This window comes from Neobacillus bataviensis LMG 21833, assembly GCF_000307875.1.
In the GTDB taxonomy this organism is placed as follows: Bacteria; Bacillota; Bacilli; order Bacillales; family Cytobacillaceae; genus Neobacillus; species Neobacillus bataviensis.
Genome location: NZ_AJLS01000121.1, coordinates 73,921 through 91,497 on the forward strand (window position 1 = coordinate 73,921; position 17,577 = coordinate 91,497).

Here is a 17,577-nt window from a genome sequence, read left to right on the forward strand (position 1 = left end):
TTTCCCCTTATAACACCTTACTCAAAAACGCCTTCGTTCTGTCTTCCTTCGGATTGTCAAACAACTCGCTTGGGACATTTTCTTCAACAATCAAGCCGCCATCCATGAAAATAACCCGGTCGCCAACTTCTTTGGCAAAACCCATTTCGTGCGTCACGACGACCATTGTCATTCCTTCTTTGGCAAGCTGCTTCATGACCTCCAAAACCTCGCCAACCATTTCTGGGTCGAGGGCAGACGTTGGTTCATCAAACAGCATGATTTTCGGTTCCATCGCTAAGGCTCTCGCAATCGCTACCCGCTGTTTTTGACCGCCTGATAAGGAATCAGGATAAGCTTCCGCCTTATCCGCCAACCCCACCTTTTTCAAAAGTTCCAACCCTTTTGCCCTTGCCTTTTCAGCTGGTACGTTCCTTACTTTCATTGGTGCGAGCATAATATTTTCGATGACCTTTTTATGTGGAAAAAGATTAAACTGTTGGAACACCATTCCCACTTCTGTCCGAATCTTATTGATATCAGTTTTTTTATCTGTTAGATCAATCCCTTCAATAAGGACATGACCGCCGGTAATCGTTTCAAGCATATTGATGCATCGTAGGAACGTTGATTTTCCGGATCCGGAAGGACCAATCACGACAACGACCTCTTGTGGCTTAACAGTCACATTAATATCCTTTAGAACCTCATTCATTCCAAACGACTTTTTTAAACTTTTCACCTCAATCATTCTGTCTCCAGCCTCCTTTCAAGTCGATTTAGCAGGAAGTTTAAGGAAAGCGTTAATACGAGATAAATAACTGCCGCTGTTAAATAGGGCTCCCATGGGCGCATATATTGCCCCTGCATCGCACGACCCCAGTACATCAGCTCTGGAGCGGCAATTAATGCTGCGAGGGAGGAATCTTTGATTAAGACAATAAATTCATTGCCAAGAGGTGGAATCATTCTTTTAAATGCCTGCGGTAAAATAACATGCTTCATGGCTTGTACATGTGTCATACCCAGTGAACGAGCCGCCTCCATCTGTCCTTTATCAATCGATTGAATTCCGGCACGGAATATTTCTGCCACATACGCTGCCGAGTTTAAAGAAAGAGCTAATATTGCGGCAACAATGGCATTGGTTGTCCCTAAAAACGCCGGAACAACGGCAAAATGGATTAATAAAATTTGTACCATTAACGGAGTGCCGCGGAAAACGTTAATATACCAATGAAAGGGCAAAGCCCATAGCTTTTTTCTCATCATTTTTCCTAAACCAATAAATAAACCAAGTACTGAACCAATGATAATACTTGCGACCGAAAGCCCAATGGTTATCAGTGTCCCCTTTAGAAAAAAAGGGGCGTATTCCGCAATAAGATCCCACCTAAAATCCATTATCGATCCCCCTGACTATGTGTGTATTGTGCTATGTAGTAATCTTTTTACCTAATCAAAAATTGCGTAACTGCCTATTATCTAGAAGTTACGCAATTCATTCTCTATTGCTGATCTTTTAAAATTTGCACATCCGGTTCGACATCAAACCATTTTTTATAAAGTTTAGCGTAGGTACCATTGTCAATGACCTTCTTAACAGCCTTGTCTAAATCCGCTTTAAGCTTGCTTCCCTTTGGCAGCAATAAACCATAGAATTCCTTTTCAAATGCAGTATCATCTTCAATGAATTCGAAATTATCTTTTGGGTTATTCTTTACATATGTTTCAACAACTGTATTGTCGGCTACTACTGCATCGACGCCACCATTTTTCAACTCTAAAATTGCTAGATTATTATTTTCAAACTTTTTTAGTTTATCGTTGTTTTTTCCATACAGATTTTCAACGATAGTTTGGGCTGTTGTTCCATTTTGAACAGCGATCTTTTTGCCGTCTAAATCTTTTGCACTTTTAATCGTGCTTCCCTTTGGTACGAGAATTTCATTTTTAGATAAGAAGTAAGGGACTGTGAAATCATAGGATTCTTGTCGTTCAGGGGTGATTGTAATTGATGAAACGGCGACATCGGCTGTCTTTCCTTCGATTTCAACAAAGATTGGATCCCAGCCTACATGCTCAACCTTCACGCCATAGCCTGCTTCTTTTATGACGGCCTTTACGAAATCGATATCAAACCCGACAATCTCCCCTTTATCCTGGTACTCAAATGGTGCATAAGCGGCATCTGTAACAACTCTTAACGTCTTCTTTTCCTCTCCTCCTGATTTACTAGTTCCACAGGCTGATAGAAGTAAGAGAAATGCCACCATCAATACTGTTGATACTAATTTTAATTTCTTCATTTTAGGCCTCCTTTTATTTTTTTATAAAAGTGATTTATTAAAAGATTAATAATATTTTGAATATAAATGATTATAACCTCTTTTGTTTTATTATTCAATCACATATTTTTTTACTATATTAATACGTTAATTATCTAACGTGTGGATAGCTTTTAAGTAAATAGTATTTTTAATAACAACATACGTGCATTCCCTTCAAAAAATACTTCTATTGAACCATATTTCCCGAAATATACTTGCCAAATTATTGCTAAACTTTTGGGTGGTTGTAGCCTTATGGCTAGTCCAGGTTTTACTTGGAGCCATTACCGGACATTATCAAGTAGAAGGCAGTGGTTTTTATGGAATCCCGATTGATAAATGGATACCATATTCATTGACTAGATCATGGCATACTCAGCTTGGAATTCTATGGATTGCTACGGCCTGGCTTGCAACTGGTTTATTTATTGGACCGGCAGTTTCCAGTCATGAACCAAAATTCCAACGGTTGGGTGTGAATTTCTTATTTGTGTGCTTACTTATTATTGTCGTAGGCTCCATGGTCGGACAATGGTTTGCCGTGCAGCAAAAATTAGGTCACACTACAAACTTCTGGTTCGGTCATCAGGGCTACGAATATACAGACACTGGACGCTTCTGGCAGATATTCTTAACGGTTGGATTATTCCTTTGGTTGTTCCTAATGGCGCGGGCGATTTGGCCTACTTTTAAAACACTTAAGGAAAGCCGCCACCTTCTCGCCCTGTTTTTAATCGCATCCCTTGCTATTCCGGTCTTCTATATTCCGGCATTATTATGGGGACAGCACAGTAACCTTGCCATTGCTGAATATTGGCGCTGGTGGGTTGTTCACCTTTGGGTCGAGGGCTTCTTTGAAGTGTTTGCCACCGTTGTCATGGCTTTCTTATTTACAAGGATGGGATTGCTCGGACTGCGGACAGCGACTACTTCCGTCCTTTTCTCTACAGTTATCTTCTTATTCGGAGGAATTATCGGAACCTTCCACCATTTATATTTTAGTGGAACTCCAACGGGGGTCATTGCCTTCGGAGCTTCGTTTAGTGCTCTTGAGGTCGTTCCACTCGTGTTGATTGGCTTTGAAGCGTATGAAAATCTTACTCGGAGCCGTGCTAGGCCATGGGTATCTGCCTATAGATGGCCCATTTACTTCTTCATTTCCGTTGCATCACATAAATAAAGGTTAGGCATTCGCCGTGACCCACTTAAAACCCCCACATAATCTATAGGGTACTATCACCTAAGGAGAGATGCCTAAATGAATCCCTATGGCCTTAATCAAATACCACAATTACCGGTTGAATACCATTCCCATTCGTATGTTCCTGCAGAGCAACTTTATTCCCAGCCTGAGCAATACCATTCTTATGCTCCGGTTCCCGCGGAGCACTATCACTCCTATGTTCCGGTGCCTGCGGATCCGTATCAATCCTATGTTCCACTCGATCAATTTGACCCTAATAGGCAGCCGCAACAACTTGAACGTCGAGTCACTCAGCTAGAAAGGCAAAATGAGCGGCAAGTAAAAGATATCAATCAGCTGCAACGCCGTCTCCAACGTGTAAACCAACGACTCCGTGCACTTGAAAGGAGATTTAATATACCTTTCACACCATTTGATGGGGAATTTTAGGTATGCGGGTAAGGACTGGACAATTGTCTGGTTCTTTTTTATTTTTTAAAATCCATGTAAGGAATTCTTACATAAGTGATTGAAAAATCTTAAATATTTAATAAACTATACTAAACAAGAGTGTGGTGATCTTAGATGGGAAACGATTTTTCTTATAAAGATAAGAAAGTCATAACGATTGGGATTGTCAGGGAACTCACAGGCCTTTCTGAAAGACAAATCCGTTATTATGAAGAACGGAAACTGATTTTCCCTGAAAGATCCCCAGGAGGAAGCCGAAAATATTCCTTTTCAGATGTGGAATTACTCATGGAGATTGCCAACAAAATCGAAGATGGCATTCAGACACATGAAATTAGGAAACAAATGCTGAAGGAACAAAAGAAACAAAGTCAGGATGAAATCCGTCGTAAAATGATCCAAGGGCAGCTTAATGCTCAGTTTGGAATAAGGAAAAATTAATCGTCTCTTTTTATAGTCTCGTTCCTTTTTCTAAGGGCGAGGCTTTTTTTACCTCATTCACTTACCAACACATTAAAAACCATGTTACATAACCTTACAACTTTATAGATACATCCTCGCTATTCATGTAAAAATACAACTACACTAAATGTTATGAAAATTAAGGGGGAGAAAAATTGGATAATTTATTTTTAATGAACAGTCTATGGGTTATGTTTGGTGCGGTACTAGTCATATTAATGATTGGCGGCTTCATTCTTCTTGAAACAGGCTCTACCAGAATGAAAAATGCTGGACATATTGCCGGAAAAACAATCCTTACATTCGGAATTAGCTCCATCATGTTTTGGGCAGTGGGGTATGGATTAATCTTTGGCAAGGGAAATCCTTTGATTGGGCTCTCCGATTTCTTTTATTCAGGCTATGACATTGATGGAATACCATTATCAGGATCGGTCTTTTTCCTATTCCAATTGGCATTTGCCGGTATTTCCTTAACCATTGCCTTTGGCGGGTTTGCTGAACGAGCTAAACTTAGTGTCTATCTTGTATTTGCAGTACTTTTCTCCGTAGTTGTTTACCCTCCTATCGCACACTGGATTTGGGGCGGCGGCTGGTTAGCTGCGCATGGAAAACAAGACTTCGCCGGTTCAACCGTTGTTCATTTAACTGGAGCCATGGCAACCCTCGCAGCTACTATTCTGTTAAAACCACGAATTGGCAAGTTTAATAAGGATGGCTCGACCAATAATTTAGCCGGTCACAATCAAGTTTTCACCGCTTTGAGTGTATTACTTTTATGGGTTGGCTGGTTTGGTTTCAATGCAGGCAGCACCCTATCTGTTGATCAAGCATTCTTTGGATTTGTTGCTATCAACACTAACCTGGCAGCAGCTGCTGGCACTGTAGCCTCGATGATCATATCTTGGATAGTTTTAGGTAAAGCAGATGTACCGATGATGTTAAACGGCGCATTGGCAGGTTTGGTTGCGATTACTGCTTCCTGTGCCTTTGTTGATACTTGGGCGGCTGTCGTGATTGGATTCATCGCCGGAATTCTTGTTTTTTACAGCATTCGCTTTTTTGAAAAAATAAAAATCGATGATCCGATCGCCGCCGTTTCCGTGCATGGTACAGCAGGGGTATGGGGTACATTATCGACCGGACTCTTTGCCACAAACGAATTAGCAACAGTCGGCCAGCCTGGGTTATTTTATGGCGGCGGCTTTCACCAGCTGGGTGTTCAAGCAATGGGTGTCATCACTTGTGCAGCTTTTGCTTTTATCGTCTCCTTTATCCTACTGGTTGTGATGAAAAGTGCAATGAACGGATTGCGTGTAACAGAAGAGGAAGAAATGATTGGGCTTGATATGAGTGAACACGGCAGCTACGGTTACCCAGAATTGGTGAAAGCTGAACAAAAACTGAAGGCTCAATAATATTAGCAATTATGAGAAGCGTAAGAAAGGATTGCTAAAATAAAATAGAAAAATACTATATTAACCTAGTATATTTTTCTATTTTTCCTTTTAGAAAATAATAGAACTTTCCAACACCCCAAGGTTACTTACTACTGAATTATCCTCGTATTCCCCACCGTCAATTTCTTAATAGAAAAAATTTTAAAAAAATTTTTACTCCAATTATCCCTATTACGTCAAGATTGTAAACGCTACCAGCAATTCTCATTTATTTGAATTGTCTGATTTCTGTATTGACCATGTTATCGATTGGTTGTATGATTATCGAAAATAATCATTACTATTTAACACAGCCTTTATTCATTTCCAGTTGGGGATGTGGTATGGCATTCTTTTTTAATCATTTAACGCGGTTTAACACGAAAGAGGAGTGGTTAGGTTGGGAAGTCAATGGATTTTCCTTGGCGGCACATTCGTCAAGAAAGAGGATGCTGTTGTATCCGTTTTTGATCATGGTTTTTTATATGGTGACGGGGTATTTGAAGGGATTCGCGTATACAGCGGTAATGTCTTCAGACTCGATGCTCACCTGAAAAGACTATTTGAATCAGCACAATCCATTATGCTGAAGATTCCATACACACAGGAGGAAATGACGCAATTAATCGTTGAAACTATTAGAAAAAATCAGCTAGAAAGCGCCTATATTCGTGTCGTTGTTTCACGTGGCAAAGGGAATCTCGGACTGGACCCGTCTTCCTGCTCCACCCCAAGCGTTATCATTATTGCTGAGGCATTAACCATGTATCCGCAAGAATTTTACGACAATGGGATCAAAATTGCCTCTGTTGCAAGCAGAAGGAATCGCCCAGATGTATTAAGTCCGCAGATTAAATCACTCAATTATTTAAACAATATTCTTGTAAAATTAGAAGCCAATCAGATTGGCGTTCAGGAAGCGTTAATGTTGAATGACCAAGGGTATGTTACCGAAGGTTCTGCTGACAACATCTTCATTGTAAAAAATGGAGTCGTGTACACACCGCCTGTTTACCTTGGTGCATTAGAAGGAATTACCCGCAACGCCATCATTGATGTAGCAAGAGCCAAAGGCTACGAAGTACGGGAATCACCTTTTACAAGACATGATGTATATGTCGCTGATGAAGTGTTCTTAACCGGAACAGCCGTCGAGGTCATTGCTGTTATTGAAGTAGATGGCCGCGTCATTAATGGCGGTAAGCCTGGATCAGTAACAAACGTTCTTTTAGAAGAGTTCAGAAAGATCGTAACAACAGACGGAGTGGCTTGTTATCCTGCAACAAACCATGCTGTAGTCAGTTAGGAGATAGAAAAATGCGAAGCGATATGATTAAAAAGGGGATTGATCGAGCTCCCCACCGCAGCCTATTATACGCAACAGGGGTAACCGTTAGAGACTTAGAAAAACCGTTTATCGGTGTCTGTAACTCGTTTATTGAAATTATCCCAGGACATAAACACCTTAATCATTTCGGCGAGATTGTCAAAGAAGCCATCCGTGAAGCTGGGGGCATTCCTTTTGAATTTAATACAATTGGCGTCGATGATGGCATTGCCATGGGGCATATCGGTATGCGTTATTCCCTTCCAAGCCGTGAAATTATTGCGGACAGTGCCGAAACAGTTATCAACGCCCACTGGTTCGATGGTGTGTTTTACATACCGAACTGTGACAAAATCACACCGGGCATGTTGATGGCCGCCGCAAGGACCAATGTTCCATCCGTATTTGTTTCAGGTGGACCAATGGAAGCTGGCGTTTCCTCTACAGGGAAAAATCTTTCCCTTACTTCCGTTTTTGAGGGAGTTGGCGCCTATCATAATGGAACGATGACCGAGCAGCAATTACTCGAAATTGAAACAAGTGCCTGTCCTACATGCGGATCCTGTTCTGGCATGTTTACCGCAAACTCGATGAACTGTTTAATGGAAGTTTTAGGGATGACGGTTCCAGGAAACGGAACAATCGTCGCAACTTCTGAAGAAAGACACGAACTCATCCGCCAGGCAGCAAGACACTTAATCGAACTAGTGAAAAAGGATATTCGTCCACGTGACATTATTACTCGTGAATCAATCGATAATGCCTTTGCACTTGATATGGCTATGGGCGGTTCAACCAATACCGTTCTCCATACACTTGCCATTGCACATGAAGCAGGTATTGAATATGACTTACGTGATATTAACAAAATTGCTGAGAAGGTCCCATATTTAGCGAAAATTATGCCAGCATCAGATGTTTCAATGGATGACGTCCACAAAGCAGGCGGTATAAGTGCCATTTTAAACGAGCTTTGTAAGGTTGAAGGTGCACTTCATCAGGATTGCTTGTCCATTACCGGAAAGACATTAGCTGAAAATGTGAAGGATGCAACAATCCTTAATGAGCGGGTTATTCGCTCAAAAGATAATCCATATAGCAAGGTTGGCGGACTCTCCATCCTCTTTGGAAACATTGCCCCAGATGGCGGTGTAATCAAAGTAGGTGCAGTTGATCCATCGATTAAAACATTCTTGGGTGAAGCGATTGTATTCGAATCACAAGATGAGGCACAGGAAAACATTAACAACGGAACCGTCAAGTCTGGGCATGTGGTGGTTATCCGCTATGAAGGCCCTAAAGGCGGACCGGGGATGCCTGAAATGCTCGCTCCAACGTCGGCGATTGCCGGTCGTGGTTTAGATAAAGAGGTCGCATTAATTACAGATGGTCGTTTCTCAGGTGCCAGCCGTGGAATCTCTATTGGACATATTTCACCGGAAGCCGCAGAAGGCGGACCAATCGCTTTTGTTCAAAATGGTGACAAAATTTTGATTGACCTTGAGGGTCGTTCTATTGAACTTCTCGTTGATGATGAAGTGTTAGCAGAAAGACGTCGTTCTTGGGTGCAGCCGGAGCCAAAAATTAAATCTGGCTATCTCGCAAAATATGCAAAGCTTGTTACATCCGCTAATACCGGCGGGGTTATGAAAATCTAAAGTCAATTTGCAGTTTCTTTCAATCAGGGATTCGCTAGTACCCCTCCCCTTCTAAGAGAAGTTAAGGTACTAAAGGTACAGTGGCATACCATTGACAAAAAAATATCCATAAATCGATGACGGGAATAAAGGAATAAGGAAATGTATTTTCAGAGAGCTGGGGTTGCTGGAAGCCCAGTAATACATCTTATTCCGACATCATCCCTGAGTATTGAGCTGAACGGTCTTAACTAGTAGGCTCAATCGGGTGTCACTTGAACACCTGTTACCAAAAGAAGCGTTTTTTATTTTAGTTGTCGCTTCATAAGGCAGTATTCGTAAGAATACTGTAAAAACCGGGTGGTACCGAGAAAAAGAAGGCCTTTTCTCCCCGATTATTCTGCTTTGTAGTTTGTAGACTGCAGTTTATTCGGAGACGAAATGGCCTTTTTTGGTATTTTTTCGGGAAATATCTAATCACCCACAAGGAGGGATTATGACGTGAAAGTAGAAGCAAAAGAACTGGAATTCCAAGCCAGTACCGCACCAAAGACGGGTGCAGACCTTCTTATTGACTTATTAAAAAATGAAGGTGTTGATACAATTTTTGGGTATCCGGGAGGTGCTGTCCTGCCGATTTACGATGCAATTTATCGTGCACAGGGTACGATCAATCATATTCTTTTCCGTCACGAGCAAGGCATGATCCATGCAGCTGAAGGATATGCCCGAATTACTGGCAATCCTGGTGTAGTTATCGCTACCTCAGGTCCCGGTGCAACAAACCTGGTAACTGGAATTACAGATGCGATGATGGATTCCTTACCGCTGGTGGTATTTACTGGGCAGGTGGCACGCAGCGTCATCGGAACGGATGCCTTCCAAGAAGCTGACGTCATGGCGATTACAACACCAATCACCAAGCATAATTACCAAGTACAATCCATTGCCGATTTACCAAGAATTGTGAAAGAAGCCTTTCATATTGCTTCTACAGGACGACCGGGGCCGGTTTTAGTCGATATTCCTAAAGATATTTCAGCTGGAGTTTTAGCTGAAGAACCTGAAGAGGCAAAAATTGATTTACCTGGTTACCAGCCAACAACAAAACCAAATCCAATGCAAATTAAAAAACTGGCTGTTTCAATTGCAAAAGCAAAAAAGCCTGTCATTCTTGCAGGCGCAGGTGTACTTCATGGAAAAGCATCAGCGGAATTAACCGCATTTGCTGAAAAACACCAGCTTCCGGTCGTGACGACACTACTAGGACTTGGTACCTTCCCGGCTGATAGCCCTCTCTCATTAGGAATGGGTGGCATGCACGGAACCTATGCAGCAAACATGGCTTTATATGAAAGTGATTTACTTATCAACTTTGGTGCACGCTTCGATGACAGGTTAACCGGTAATCTTAAGCACTTTGCTCCACAAGCAAAGGTCGCTCACATTGATATCGATCCAGCTGAAATTGGTAAAAATGTACCTACCCAAATTCCGATTGTGTCCGATGCGAAAGAAGCATTGGTTGAATTAATCAATCAAACAGTTGAATCACCTAAGCATGAGGAATGGATGGAAACACTTCAGCAATACAAACAGGAATATCCGCTTTGGTATCAACATAATCCAAAGGGAATGTGTCCGCAGTGGGTAATCGAAGCCGTTCATAAAGTGACAAATGGCGATGCAATTGTGGCAACAGATGTCGGCCAACATCAAATGTGGGCCGCCCAGTACTACACCTTTAAAGAGCCGCATCGCTGGATTACTTCCGGCGGACTAGGCACTATGGGCTTTGGCTTCCCTGCCGCCATTGGAGCACAAATTGCATCACCAGAGAGTACAGTTGTCGCGATTGTCGGTGACGGCGGTTTCCAAATGACATTGCAGGAACTTTCCGTCATTTATGAACGAAACCTTCCAGTCAAAATCATCATTGTCAATAATGGTGCACTTGGAATGGTTCGTCAGTGGCAGGAATTATTGCACGGCAACCGGATTTCCGAATCGATTCTTCACACACAGCCAGATTTTGTCAAGCTTGCTGAAAGCTATTCGATTCGCGGATACAAGGTTGAAAATCAAGAAGAATTAATCACAGTTTTACCAGAAGTATTTGCCTATAATGGCCCTGTTCTTATTGATTGCCGAGTACTGCAGCAGGAAAAGGTTTTTCCAATGATTGCTCCTGGCAAAGGGCATCATGAAATGATTGGGGTGAAACCACTATGAAACGAATCATAACCTTAACAGTTCAAGATCGCAGCGGCGTACTCAATCGTGTTACCGGCCTCTTGCAAAGGCGGCAGTTCAATATCGAGAGTATTTCCGTCGGACCTACTGAAACTGAGGGCATTTCCAAGATGACTCTGGTTGTAGAAATAGAAGATGAACAGCGCCTTGAACAAGTAACGAAACAATTAAACAAGCAAATTGATGTATTAAAAGTTTCAGATATTACCGATAAGGCAATTGTTGTCAGAGAGCTTGCTCTCATTAAGGTTTCCAGCTCGAGTCAGCTTCGTAGTGAAATTAATGGAATTATTGATCCTTTCCGTGCCTCAGTGATTGACGTAAGTAAAGATAGTTTAGCCGTCCAGATTACAGGCCGTCCTGAAAAAATTGATGCCTTAATCGAGCTGCTTCGCCCATTTGGAATTAAAGAGATTGCCAGAACAGGGCTGACCGCCTTCCTACGCGGGCATCAGCCACAAGTAAACGAGCTAGCAACACACACACTATTAAAATAATAATATTCTCGAAAGGATGATTAATAATGGTAAAAGTACTTTATAACGGAGATATTCAAGAGGAAGTTTTACAAGGGAAAAAAATCGCAGTAATCGGCTATGGCTCACAAGGCCACGCACATGCCCTTAACTTAAAGGAAAGCGGCTTTGATGTTATCGTTGGATTACGCGGTGGAAAGTCATGGGATAAAGCAGTTGAAGATGGTGTTGAAGTTACTTCAGTAGCTGAAGCAACAGCTGCAGCAGACGTGGTAATGGTTCTTCTTCCAGACGAAATGCAGCCAAAAGTATACGAAGAAAGCATCAAACCGAACCTTGAAGCTGGTAATTCTCTAGTTTTTGCCCATGGATTCAACATTCATTTTAGCCAAATTGTACCTCCAGCTGATGTAGACGTATTCCTAGTTGCCCCTAAAGGCCCAGGACATTTAGTTCGCCGTACTTACACTGAAGGTGCCGGGGTTCCAGCACTTTACGCTGTATACCAGGACTATACAGGTCAAGCCCGTGATGTTGCCCTTGCATATGCAAAAGGAATTGGTGCAGCCCGTGCAGGCGTTCTTGAAACGACATTCCAAGAAGAAACTGAAACGGATCTATTCGGAGAGCAGGCTGTTCTTTGCGGCGGTACTACTGCCCTTATCAAAGCAGGTTTTGAAACGCTTGTCGAAGCAGGTTATCAGCCCGAGGTTGCCTACTTTGAGTGTTTACATGAATTGAAATTAATCGTTGACCTTCTATATGAAGGAGGATTAGAAAACATGCGCTACTCTATCTCCGATACAGCTCAATGGGGAGATTTTGTTTCCGGACCACGTGTTGTCAACGAAGATACAAAGGCTCGTATGAAAGACATTTTAACAGATATCCAAACTGGAAAATTCGCACAAGGCTGGATCTTAGAAAACCAAACAAACCGTCCACAATTTAATGCAATCAATCGCAGTGAAAACAATCATCAAATTGAAAAAGTGGGTCGTGAGCTTCGTGCATTAATGCCGTTTATTAAAAAACCAGAAAACGCTAAGAAAGAAGTTGTGGTAAATGGTTCACGTTAACATCTTTGATACAACCTTACGCGATGGCGAACAGTCCCCTGGTGTAAATTTAAACCAGCTTGAAAAAGTAGAAATTGCCAGACAGCTTGAACGGTTTGGCGTTGATATCATGGAGGCCGGCTTCCCGGCTTCCTCTCAAGGAGATTTTGAAGCGGTAAGAGCGATTGCCCGGACGATTAAAAATTCTTCCGTTACAGGCCTAGCACGTGCCACAAAATCGGACATTGACATTGCGTGGGATGCTTTAAAAGATGCGGCAGAACCAAGGTTGCATGTTTTCCTGGCAACCTCCCCTATCCATATGCACTATAAGCTAATGAAAACACCCGAGGAAGTCACGCAGATCGCTGTGGACATGGTCTCTTATGCTAAAAAGAGATTTCAGCATGTGGAATGGTCAGCAGAGGATGCCTCTCGCTCAGACCTTGATTTTCTTGTTCAAATCATTACCAAAGTCATTGATGCCGGAGCAACCGTCATTAATCTTCCAGATACAGTGGGCTATACAACGCCAGAAGAATACGGTCGAATGTTCCGCTACGTAAGAGAAAACGTTCCAAATATTCATAAGGCCGCTTTATCCTGTCACTGCCATGATGATCTCGGAATGGCCGTTGCTAATTCACTGGCAGCCATTGAAAATGGAGTCACTCAAGTTGAGGGTACCATTAACGGAATCGGCGAACGTGCCGGTAATGCTTCTTTAGAGGAAATTGCCGTTGCCTTAAATATTCGCAAGGATAAATACCCGTATACTACCAATCTAGTATTAAAAGAAATCAAGCGTACCAGCGACTTGGTAAGCCGCTTTACTGGGATGAAGGTGCCTCCAAATAAAGCCGTTGTTGGGAAAAATGCCTTCGCCCATGAATCCGGCATCCACCAGGATGGCGTGCTTAAAAATACTTTGACCTATGAGATTATTACACCTGAATTAGTGGGCGTCAACTCCAATGATCTCGTCCTTGGAAAGCACTCTGGCCGCCATGCCTTTAAGGATAAAATTGAGCAGATGGGCTTTGAATTGTCATCTGAGAAATTGAATGAAGCATTCCAATCTTTTAAACAATTAACCGACCGTAAAAAAGAAGTGACGGATGAGGATCTATTTACTATCTTATTCGATATTCAAACCGCTGCCGTCGATGTGAAAAAGTATGAGCTTGTTGCTTTCCAAGTGCAGTATGCGTCAGCGAACCTCCCTACTGCTACTGTTGCCCTTACCACACCTGAGGGGCTGCGGGTAGAAACTGCCAGAACCGGCAGCGGAAGTGTTGAAGCATTATACAACACATTAGAAGCACTCATTAAAGAAGAAATCGATTTAACAGATTTTAACCTTAGTTCCGTTGGACGTGGTCATGATGCCCTTGCAGAGGTTCATGTCAAAATGACCGTAAACGGTACAAATGTCAGCGGCCGCGGCTCCGCACAAGACGTATTAGAAGCATCAGCCAAAGCATTCATAAACGCAGTCAACCGCGTATTCTTCACCCAAAAAGTACTAGTAAAATCATTGTAAAACGAAGCTTTGTAAAACGGTGCCTGACACCAATAACTGCATACAAGTAGTGCAAATGGTGTCAGGCACCATTTGGATTTTTCAACCAAATAAGGAGGTTGCTTCTAATGAAAAAACGTATTGTCTTACTTCCCGGTGATGGGATTGGAAAAGAAGTTATTCATTCTGCAAAAGATGTGTTACAGGCAATTGCCGAAGAATATAATCATAGTTTTTGTTTTGAAACCCATGAAATCGGAGGAGCAGCCATTGACCTTTACGGCACTCCTCTTCCTGAAACAACTGTTGATGCCTGTAAACAAGCGGATGCTGTATTACTAGGTGCTGTCGGCGGGCCAAAATGGGATAATAATCCGTCCCACTTACGTCCTGAAAAAGGTTTGCTTGGCATCCGCAAAGCACTAGATTTATTTGCAAACTTAAGGCCAATCAAAGGATTTAAAAACCTGCTTCATGCATCCCCATTAAAAGAAGAAGTGGTTTCAGGAAGCGACCTCCTTATTGTTCGTGAATTAACGGGCGGGCTTTATTTCGGTACTCCTAGTGAACGCCGTGATAATGGTAACACCGTAGTAGACACACTCTCTTATACCCGTAAGGAGATTGAAAGAATTGTAGATAAAGGCTTTCAAGCAGCTCAGCAACGGCGCGGTCACCTGACTTCTGTCGATAAGGCAAATGTTCTGGAATCCAGCAAGCTTTGGCGTGAGGTTGTAGAGGAGAAAAAAGCTCAATATCCAGATGTTGCAGTTGAACATGTTTTAGTCGATGCTGCGGCAATGAAATTGATCACGAACCCAACCCATTTCGACGTCATTGTAACTGAAAATCTGTTTGGTGATATTTTAAGCGACGAGGCTTCCGTATTGACAGGGTCGCTCGGCATGCTCCCTTCTGCCAGCCTTCGTGAAGATGGACTTGGACTTTATGAACCAGTTCACGGCTCTGCACCAGATATTGCCGGCAAAGGCGTAGCCAATCCAGTTGCCATGATTTTGTCCGCTGCCCTTATGCTAAGATACTCCTTCCAATTGGAAGATGAAGCAAAAGTGATTGAGGATGCCGTTCAATCAATCCTTGATACCGGCTTCCATACAGGGGATCTCCAGGTTGCAAATGGACGCCTTGTTGGAACAGCGGAAATGACAAAATTGATTGTCGATTATATTAAATCGCAAAACGCTTCGAAATGTATCGCTAGCTGCTATTATTAAGTAATTTTCTGGGGTAAATCGTCTTTGGTAGATGATTTACCCTTACAATTCTGTTGGAGTAGAGTATCCGCTGATTGAGACGGGTTATCCGCTGATTGAGGCGAGTTATCCGCCGATTGGAACAGGGTATCCGCTGATTGAAGCAAAATTTAAATCTTTTAACGTGAGGAAGGAAGCTATGCAAACACCAAAAACGATTATCCAAAAAATTTGGGAACAGCATGTTGTCCATCAAGAAGAAGGAAAACCAGATTTACTATACATCGATTTGCATCTCGTTCACGAGGTAACCTCTCCTCAAGCATTTGAGGGCTTAAGAATAAACGGACGCAAGGTTCGCCGCCCAGATCTTACTTACGCAACAATGGATCACAATATTCCAACCCGTGACCGCAGTGAGATAAAAGATCCAGTTTCAAAAAATCAAGTTGATACATTACAGAAAAACTGCCAGGAATTCGGTATCGAATTATCTGATTTACACCACCCAGATAATGGAATTGTTCATGTTATTGGACCACAGCTTGGTTTAACCCAGCCTGGTAAAACCATCGTTTGTGGTGACAGCCATACCTCCACTCACGGTGCATTCGGTGCCCTTGCTTTTGGTATAGGAACAAGTGAAGTCGAACATGTTCTGGCATCACAAACATTATGGCAGGCGCCTCCAAAAACCATGAACGTAAAAGTAAATGGTAACCTTGGAGTGGGTGTAACAGCTAAGGATTTAATTTTAGCGATTATCGGTAAATTTGGAGTTCAATTTGGTACTGGCTATGTAATGGAGTATACAGGCGAAGCGATTCGTTCCCTTTCCATGGAAGAGCGTATGACAGTATGTAACATGTCTATTGAAGCTGGAGCACGTGCCGGCTTGATTACACCAGATGAAACGACTTTTGAATACTTAAAAGGACGCCGTCATGTCCCTAAAGGCGAAGCGTTCGAGGAAGCTGTTGCCAAATGGCGTGCACTTGCTACTGATGAAGGTGCTTCTTACGATACAGTAGTTGAGATTAATGCTGACGAGATTGAACCACAAGTAACTTGGGGCACAAACCCTGGTATGTGTCTACCAGTAACTGCTGATGTTCCAAATCCGGATAATACGGATAAAGTGAGTGAAAAAGATCAAATTTCCCGTGCCCTTCAATATATGGGACTTGAGGCTGATCAGCCAATTACTAGCATCCAAATTGACCATGTCTTTATTGGATCATGTACAAACTCTCGTCTAAGTGATTTACGAAAAGCGGCTGAAGTCATTCGTGGCAAGAAGGTTAATCCTGCTGTTAAGGCAATCGTTGTTCCAGGTTCTTTTGTCGTAAAAATGGAAGCTGAAAAAGAAGGAATTGACCAAGTTTTTAAAGATGCCGGCTTTGAATGGCGCGAGGCAGGATGCAGCATGTGCTTAGCGATGAATGATGATATTGTTCCTCCAGGAGGACGCTGTGCTTCCACTTCAAACCGAAACTTTGAAGGCCGTCAAGGAAATGGTGCACGTACACACTTAGTCAGCCCAGAAATGGCAGCAGCGGCTGCAGTTGCGGGTCATTTCGTTGATGTCCGCAAATTTACTGCACAGGAGGTTTACTAATCATGGAACCACTACGCACACACCAAGGCCTTGTTTATCCATTAAACCGTGCAAACGTTGATACAGACCAAATTATTCCGAAGCAATTTTTAAAACGGATCGAACGCAGTGGCTTTGGCCAATTCTTATTTTATAACTGGCGTTTTGATGATGAGGGTAATCTACGTGAAGATTTTTCATTGAATGATCCAAAATATAAAGATGCTTCCATCATCGTTGCTGGAGAAAACTTTGGCTGCGGCTCATCCCGCGAGCATGCGCCATGGGCCATTCAGGACTTTGGTTTCAAAGTAGTTATTGCTCCAAGTTTCGCTGATATTTTTAAAAACAACTGTGCAAAAACGGGGATTCTAACCGTTCAAGCATCTGAAGAACAAGTTCAAGAAATTATTCGAAAAGCTGAATCGAGTGAATATACCTTAACTGTAGACCTTGAAGAACAAGTGGTTTACGATAATGAGGGCTTTAAGCTTACATTTGATATCGCACCCTATCCTAAGCAAATGCTTTTAAACGGCTGGGACGAAATCGGTGTCACGTTAAGCTATGAAGATAAAATCAAGCAATATGAGCTTGCGCAAAAATAATACCAAAAAGAGCTTGAAATC

The 17,577-nt window shown here is 42.4% G+C and carries 16 protein-coding genes; 13 read left to right on the plus strand and 3 right to left on the minus strand.

The features are described 5' to 3' along the window. Positions 1–7: 7 nt before the first annotated feature. The 3 genes from BABA_RS16915 to BABA_RS16925 all read right to left on the minus strand — a co-directional run bounded on the left by BABA_RS16915 (position 8) and on the right by BABA_RS16925 (position 2,288). Positions 8–730, minus strand: a complete 723-nt coding sequence (locus tag BABA_RS16915; RefSeq protein ID WP_007086433.1) for an amino acid ABC transporter ATP-binding protein — start codon at positions 728–730, stop codon at positions 8–10. Further along, on the minus strand, positions 727–1,383 hold the full coding sequence (locus BABA_RS16920; protein WP_007086434.1) for an amino acid ABC transporter permease: 657 nt from the start codon (positions 1,381–1,383) through the stop codon (positions 727–729). The genes BABA_RS16915 and BABA_RS16920 overlap by 4 nt, the downstream gene beginning before the upstream one ends. Before the next feature lie 104 nt (positions 1,384–1,487). Continuing rightward, complete coding sequence (locus BABA_RS16925; protein WP_007086435.1) at positions 1,488–2,288, minus strand: basic amino acid ABC transporter substrate-binding protein; 801 nt, start codon at positions 2,286–2,288, stop codon at positions 1,488–1,490. Positions 2,289–2,499: 211 nt separating this feature from the next. On the opposite strand from BABA_RS16925, the gene BABA_RS16930 reads away from it, so the two are divergent. The 13 genes from BABA_RS16930 to leuD all read left to right on the plus strand — a co-directional run bounded on the left by BABA_RS16930 (position 2,500) and on the right by leuD (position 17,556). Then, the gene (locus BABA_RS16930) at positions 2,500–3,489 is read left to right on the plus strand and encodes a cbb3-type cytochrome c oxidase subunit I (RefSeq protein ID WP_007086436.1); all 990 of its coding nucleotides are present in this window, start codon (positions 2,500–2,502) and stop codon (positions 3,487–3,489) included. A 78-nt stretch (positions 3,490–3,567) separates the two neighbouring features. Next, positions 3,568–3,942, plus strand: a complete 375-nt coding sequence (locus BABA_RS28525; protein ID WP_007086437.1) for a hypothetical protein — start codon at positions 3,568–3,570, stop codon at positions 3,940–3,942. 135 nt (positions 3,943–4,077) lie between these two features. Next, complete coding sequence (locus tag BABA_RS16940; protein ID WP_007086438.1) at positions 4,078–4,404, plus strand: MerR family transcriptional regulator; 327 nt, start codon at positions 4,078–4,080, stop codon at positions 4,402–4,404. 176 nt (positions 4,405–4,580) lie between these two features. Continuing rightward, on the plus strand, positions 4,581–5,843 hold the full coding sequence (locus tag BABA_RS16945; protein ID WP_007086439.1) for an ammonium transporter: 1,263 nt from the start codon (positions 4,581–4,583) through the stop codon (positions 5,841–5,843). A gap of 421 nt (positions 5,844–6,264) precedes the next feature. Beyond that, positions 6,265–7,170 (plus strand): branched-chain-amino-acid transaminase, encoded by a 906-nt coding sequence (gene ilvE, locus BABA_RS16950; RefSeq protein WP_007086440.1) that lies wholly within the window; start codon positions 6,265–6,267, stop codon positions 7,168–7,170. Between the two features lie 11 nt (positions 7,171–7,181). After that, positions 7,182–8,849, plus strand: a complete 1,668-nt coding sequence (gene ilvD, locus BABA_RS16955; protein ID WP_007086441.1) for a dihydroxy-acid dehydratase — start codon at positions 7,182–7,184, stop codon at positions 8,847–8,849. Between the two features lie 480 nt (positions 8,850–9,329). Further along, positions 9,330–11,060, plus strand: coding sequence for an acetolactate synthase large subunit (gene ilvB / locus BABA_RS16960; RefSeq protein ID WP_007086442.1), 1,731 nt, complete (start codon positions 9,330–9,332; stop codon positions 11,058–11,060). Further along, the gene (ilvN, locus tag BABA_RS16965; RefSeq protein ID WP_007086443.1) at positions 11,057–11,578 is read left to right on the plus strand and encodes an acetolactate synthase small subunit; all 522 of its coding nucleotides are present in this window, start codon (positions 11,057–11,059) and stop codon (positions 11,576–11,578) included. The genes ilvB and ilvN overlap by 4 nt, the downstream gene beginning before the upstream one ends. A 26-nt stretch (positions 11,579–11,604) precedes the next feature. Then, positions 11,605–12,636, plus strand: a complete 1,032-nt coding sequence (ilvC, locus tag BABA_RS16970) for a ketol-acid reductoisomerase (protein ID WP_007086444.1) — start codon at positions 11,605–11,607, stop codon at positions 12,634–12,636. Then, positions 12,623–14,158 carry a 2-isopropylmalate synthase gene (locus BABA_RS16975; protein WP_007086445.1) on the plus strand — a complete coding sequence of 512 codons (1,536 nt, stop codon included), beginning with the start codon at positions 12,623–12,625 and terminating at the stop codon, positions 14,156–14,158. Before ilvC ends, BABA_RS16975 begins: the two co-directional genes overlap by 14 nt. Positions 14,159–14,265: 107 nt before the next feature. After that, a complete protein-coding gene (gene leuB, locus BABA_RS16980; RefSeq protein WP_007086446.1) occupies positions 14,266–15,372 on the plus strand; it encodes a 3-isopropylmalate dehydrogenase in 1,107 nt (368 codons plus the stop codon). A 178-nt stretch (positions 15,373–15,550) separates the two neighbouring features. Further along, complete coding sequence (gene leuC / locus BABA_RS16985) at positions 15,551–16,969, plus strand: 3-isopropylmalate dehydratase large subunit (RefSeq protein ID WP_040346753.1); 1,419 nt, start codon at positions 15,551–15,553, stop codon at positions 16,967–16,969. A gap of 2 nt (positions 16,970–16,971) precedes the next feature. Then, on the plus strand, positions 16,972–17,556 hold the full coding sequence (leuD, locus tag BABA_RS16990) for a 3-isopropylmalate dehydratase small subunit (protein ID WP_007086448.1): 585 nt from the start codon (positions 16,972–16,974) through the stop codon (positions 17,554–17,556). Positions 17,557–17,577 lie beyond the last annotated feature (21 nt).